Genomic DNA, 4,318 nt, shown 5'->3' on the forward strand with positions numbered 1-4,318 from the left:
ACCATCAAGCGCGAGCTGCGACGCCGCTCCGCGATCGAGCCCATCGGACACCTGAAGGCCGAAGGTCACCTCGGCCGCTGCTACCTCAAGGGCCGCGCCGGCGACGCCGCTAACGTCGTGCTCTCAGCAGTGGGCCACAACTTCCGCCGCATCCTCGCCTGGCTCAGAGAACTCTTGTGCCTGTTCCTGGGGCTGCCTATCGCGAACGCTCGCCTGTCCACCCAAGCTCAATCCGGCTTCTTAACGGACGACTGATTCTGTCCTGACGCCTCCGATAGAATCCGAGATGCCTGCTCCCGTTCAATAGCTCGGAGGCGTGACCGCCCATATGACCACACATTCTTGATCGCTAGTATTGGCATATCGATGAGGAAGATTGCTTGCAAAGGCAAAACTGTCACCTGCGCTAAGCGTGACATGATGCTCGCCGATCCAAAGGTCGAGCTCACCTGAAATAACGAAGCCAGCTTCCTCGCCCTGATGCGTGTAGGGTTCGCTGCCGCTTTCGGAACCAGGAGGGAACGTACATCGCAGAAGCTCGAGCTGCCGGCCAAGATTGGGTGACAAAAGCTCGTCAGTCACCCCTCCTACGAACGTCAGCTTTCGGCGCGAGCTTGCTCTGACAACATAGTCACGCAAATTGTCGTCGTCGTCCGTGTTCGGCAGAAAAAACCAGCTGATCGTAACGCCTAGAGCCCGACTGATGCTGTGAAGAGCTTTGACAGAAGGGCTGGAGATCCCGCGCTCGATCTGGCTCAGGTAGCCCTTGGATAAGCCTGCCTTATCGCTAAGTGCGTCGAGCGTGGTGCCCCGCGCTTTGCGCAGGTTCTTGATCTCTACACCAATCCGACTGCCGACGTTCAGTAACTGATTTATATCGACGGGCTGCTCAGCCTGTTCCGCCAGTCCCTCCAGGTTGGAAGGGCGCAGCATTCTGGATGTCCTCCTGATAATCGAACTCATCTTCGCTCCTTAATACGTCGATTGGGGCACATAGCCGCCCATATCGCGACATCTATCCTGCCATAGAACGCGCCGCCTTCGCCAAACCGGATGCAACCACTCCAATCCAGCTTGAACTATCATTTATTCTTGCAAAGTTCATTTTTATTCTATTTCATGCGGCAAAAGTTCACAAACTAGGTTTCCCTATGGCGGCAAGAATTCCGGAAAAGGCTGAAGTCGTAGTCATCGGCGGTGGCATCGCGGGCTGTTCGGTCACTTATCATCTCACCAAGATAGGCGTTAGCGATGTTGTCCTGCTGGAACGGAAGCAGCTGACGTGCGGCACGACTTGGCATGCTGCGGGCCTCGTGACGCAATTGCGCGCCACCCGAAACATGACAGAGCTCGCGAAATACACGGGAGAGCTATTTCATAATCTCAGTTCGGAGACTGGGCAGGAAACGGGTTTCAAGCAGAACGGTGCTCTGAGACTTGCCAAAACTCCTGGCCGCCTCGAAGAGCTGCTCCGCGGCGCTTCGATGGGCCGCAACTTTGGCCTTGAGATGCATGCCGTTTCGCCAGCCGAGATCAAGGAGCGCTGGCCGCTCCTCAATCTTGATGGCGTTATCGGCGGGATCTGGGCTCCTAAAGACGGCCAAGTGAATCCGGCCGACGTCACGCAAGCCTTTGCAAAAGGGGCACGTATGGGCGGTGCAAAAATCGTGGAGAGCCTGTCGGTCGACCGCATTTTGGTCGAGCACGGGCGTGCGGTCGGCGTTTCGACGAGCGAAGGTGATATCCGTGCTCAAAACGTAGTCATTTGCGGCGGCATGTGGTCTCGCGAATTCGCTGCGGAGCATGGCGTCTCCTTGCCCCTTCATGCGGCAGAGCACTTCTACGTCGTCACTGAGACAATCCCGGAGTTGCCGCGCAACCTGCCGGTTCTGTTCGTCACGGATGAGGAGGCCTACTACAAGGAAGATGCTGGCAAACTCCTTGTCGGATGCTTCGAAAAGGAAGCGAAGCCGTGGGCGCGCGAGGGCATACCGAAGGAATTCTGTTTCGATTCCCTGCCTGAGGACTTCGAACATTTCGAGCGGATCCTCGACATGGCGATCAACCGGGTGCCGGTGCTCGAAAAAACTGGCATCCAGCTATTTTTCAATGGGCCCGAAAGCTTCACGCCGGATAATCGCTATTTGCTGGGCGAGACTTCCGAAGTATCGGGACTTTTTACGGCTAGCGGATTCAATTCGGTGGGCATTTTGTCTTCCGGGGGCGTTGGAAAGGCGCTCGCCTCTTGGATCAAGGAGGGCCACGCCCCGGTCGATCTCGCTGATGTCGACGTTCTCCGGATGCAGCCTTTCCAATCGAACAAGACGTACCTCTACGATCGGACGAAGGAAGTCCTTGGTCTCCTGTTCGATATGCATTGGCCCTATCGTCAGTACGCCACCGCGCGCAACGTTCGTCAAAGCATCTTCCATGATCGGTTGAAGGCACTCGGAGCAGTGATGACGGAAGCGGCCGGATGGGAGAGGCCAGGGTACTTCTCACTCAATGGCAAAGCCCGCGAAATCGAGTACTCATACGGTCGACAAAACTGGTTTGACATCGTCGGCGCCGAGTGTCGCAACACGGGCCAGCAGGTCGCGCTGTTCGACCAGAGTTGTTTCATCAAGTATATGGTTGACGGACGGGATGCGTGTGCGGTCCTCAACCGGATTTGCGCCAACGATGTGGATGTACCAGTTGGTAAGCTCGTTTACACGCAATGCCTGAACGAACGGGGCGGCATAGAGGCGGACGTTACTGTCACCCGACTTGCGGAGGATTCGTACCTGTTCGTGACGGCAGCGATGTCGCAGGCGCGGGATTTCACCTGGCTCAGGCGCCACACCCCGGAAGGCGCGCACGTTTTTATACGAGATGTTACATCGGGACTGCCAATGCTGGGTGTTATGGGGCCGAATGCGCGGCCGCTGCTCGAGCGGCTGTCAGCTTGCGACCTTTCGAATTCGGCCTTCCCATTCGCCTCCAGTCAGGAAATCGAGGTCGGTTATGCGAAAGTGCGGGCGAGCCGGGTGACGTACGTGGGCGAGCTCGGGTGGGAACTCTACGTTCCTGCGGAGTTTGCGGCGCACGTGTTTGACACGATCATCGCAGCCGGCACCGAATATGGCTTGTGCCAGTCTGGCTATTTCGCCCTCGGCTCCATGCGCATGGAAAAAGGTTATCGGCATTGGGGCCATGACATCGGTCCCGAAGATACACCCTACCAAGCGGGTCTGGGCTTTGCGGTGAAGCTGGAAAAGCCGGGAGGTTTCATTGGTCGCGACGCCTTGTTGCGGCAGAAAGAACAAGGACCAATACGCCGGCGGCTTGTGCAATTTCGGATGGTCGAACCGGATGCCCCCCTTGTGTATCATCAGGAGCCCGTATGGGCTGACGGCCACCTTGTCGGATCTATCACCTCCGGCGCTTATGGGCATCGCATCGGCGCCTCCCTGGGCATGGGTTACGTCGAGAACGCCGACGGAGTCGACGCGTCGTTTTTGGCCGAGTCAGAATTCGAGATCGAGGTGGCGGGCGCGCGCCACAAGGCCGTAGCGCAACTTGCTGCACAGTATGATCCTTCCAATTCGAAGATTCTTGCGTAGCTTCCAAGGGTCCTGCAAACTTCAAGTCGTCGACTGGCATAGCTTTCGGTGAACTTTGCTGACCTCATGGCGCCTTCTCCACGGCGGGATCGAATACGTCAGAGTAGTCGCCAAGTTGCTCGACGGCACTTTCGCAAGTGCGCCTTGAGCTTGGCGAAGGCGCTCTCGATGGGATTGAAGTTGGGGCTGTACGGCGGGAGATAGAGGAGCGTGGCGCCGGCCGCCTCGATCATCTCGCGTATGCTTGGCCCTTTGCCCTTTGTGGCTGGACAGATTGTCCATGATGAGGATGGCGTGCTCGGGCAGCTCGGGACGAGCACTTTTTCGATGTCTCAAAGGCGTCGCGGTTGATGGGGCCGTCGAGCACCTAAGGAGCGATGAGCTGTGCGTGGTGAGAGCAGCTACGCAGGTTGTCGTTTTCCAATGGCCGTGCGGAATGGCGGCGCGCGGGCGTTCGCCGCGCCGGCAGCGGCCATGTGTCCGCGCGCGCTTGTCAGTCGTCCGTGAACAAGTCTCTAAGCGATTGAGCGAGAGTCTGTTTTTCGGATGCGGAGGCATTTGAGATTGCAGGGATTGGGCGCTTGAGCCGCTCAAACCCTGCAGTTTGATTTGTGGATTCCCTTTCGCTGCGGACCGTGATTCTGTGGTGCATCGGAGGGGACGATGCGGCCGAAGAAGCACAAGGCGACGGGATCGAACGACCTGTTCCGGGC

2 protein-coding genes and 2 pseudogenes are annotated in these 4,318 nt (G+C 57.7%); 2 read left to right on the forward strand and 2 right to left on the reverse strand.

What is annotated here, in order from left to right:
* A pseudogene (locus YU9_RS43980) lies at positions 1-244 on the forward strand (IS5/IS1182 family transposase); the annotation flags it as partial.
* A 56-nt stretch (positions 245-300) separates the two neighbouring features.
* Here the strand turns inward: YU9_RS43980 and YU9_RS0138000 are convergent.
* On the reverse strand, positions 301-933 hold the full coding sequence (locus YU9_RS0138000; protein WP_084299222.1) for a cupin domain-containing protein: 633 nt from the start codon (positions 931-933) through the stop codon (positions 301-303).
* Between the two features lie 218 nt (positions 934-1,151).
* Between YU9_RS0138000 and YU9_RS0138005 the strand changes: the two genes are divergently transcribed.
* On the forward strand, positions 1,152-3,605 hold the full coding sequence (locus YU9_RS0138005) for an FAD-dependent oxidoreductase (RefSeq protein ID WP_027577373.1): 2,454 nt from the start codon (positions 1,152-1,154) through the stop codon (positions 3,603-3,605).
* Between the two features lie 131 nt (positions 3,606-3,736).
* Here the strand turns inward: YU9_RS0138005 and YU9_RS50590 are convergent.
* Positions 3,737-4,091, reverse strand: a pseudogene (locus YU9_RS50590) (transposase); the annotation flags it as partial.
* Between the last annotated feature and the right edge of the window lie 227 nt (positions 4,092-4,318).

Source organism: Bradyrhizobium sp. WSM1743 (assembly GCF_000473065.1).
In the GTDB taxonomy this organism is placed as follows: Bacteria; Pseudomonadota; Alphaproteobacteria; order Rhizobiales; family Xanthobacteraceae; genus Bradyrhizobium.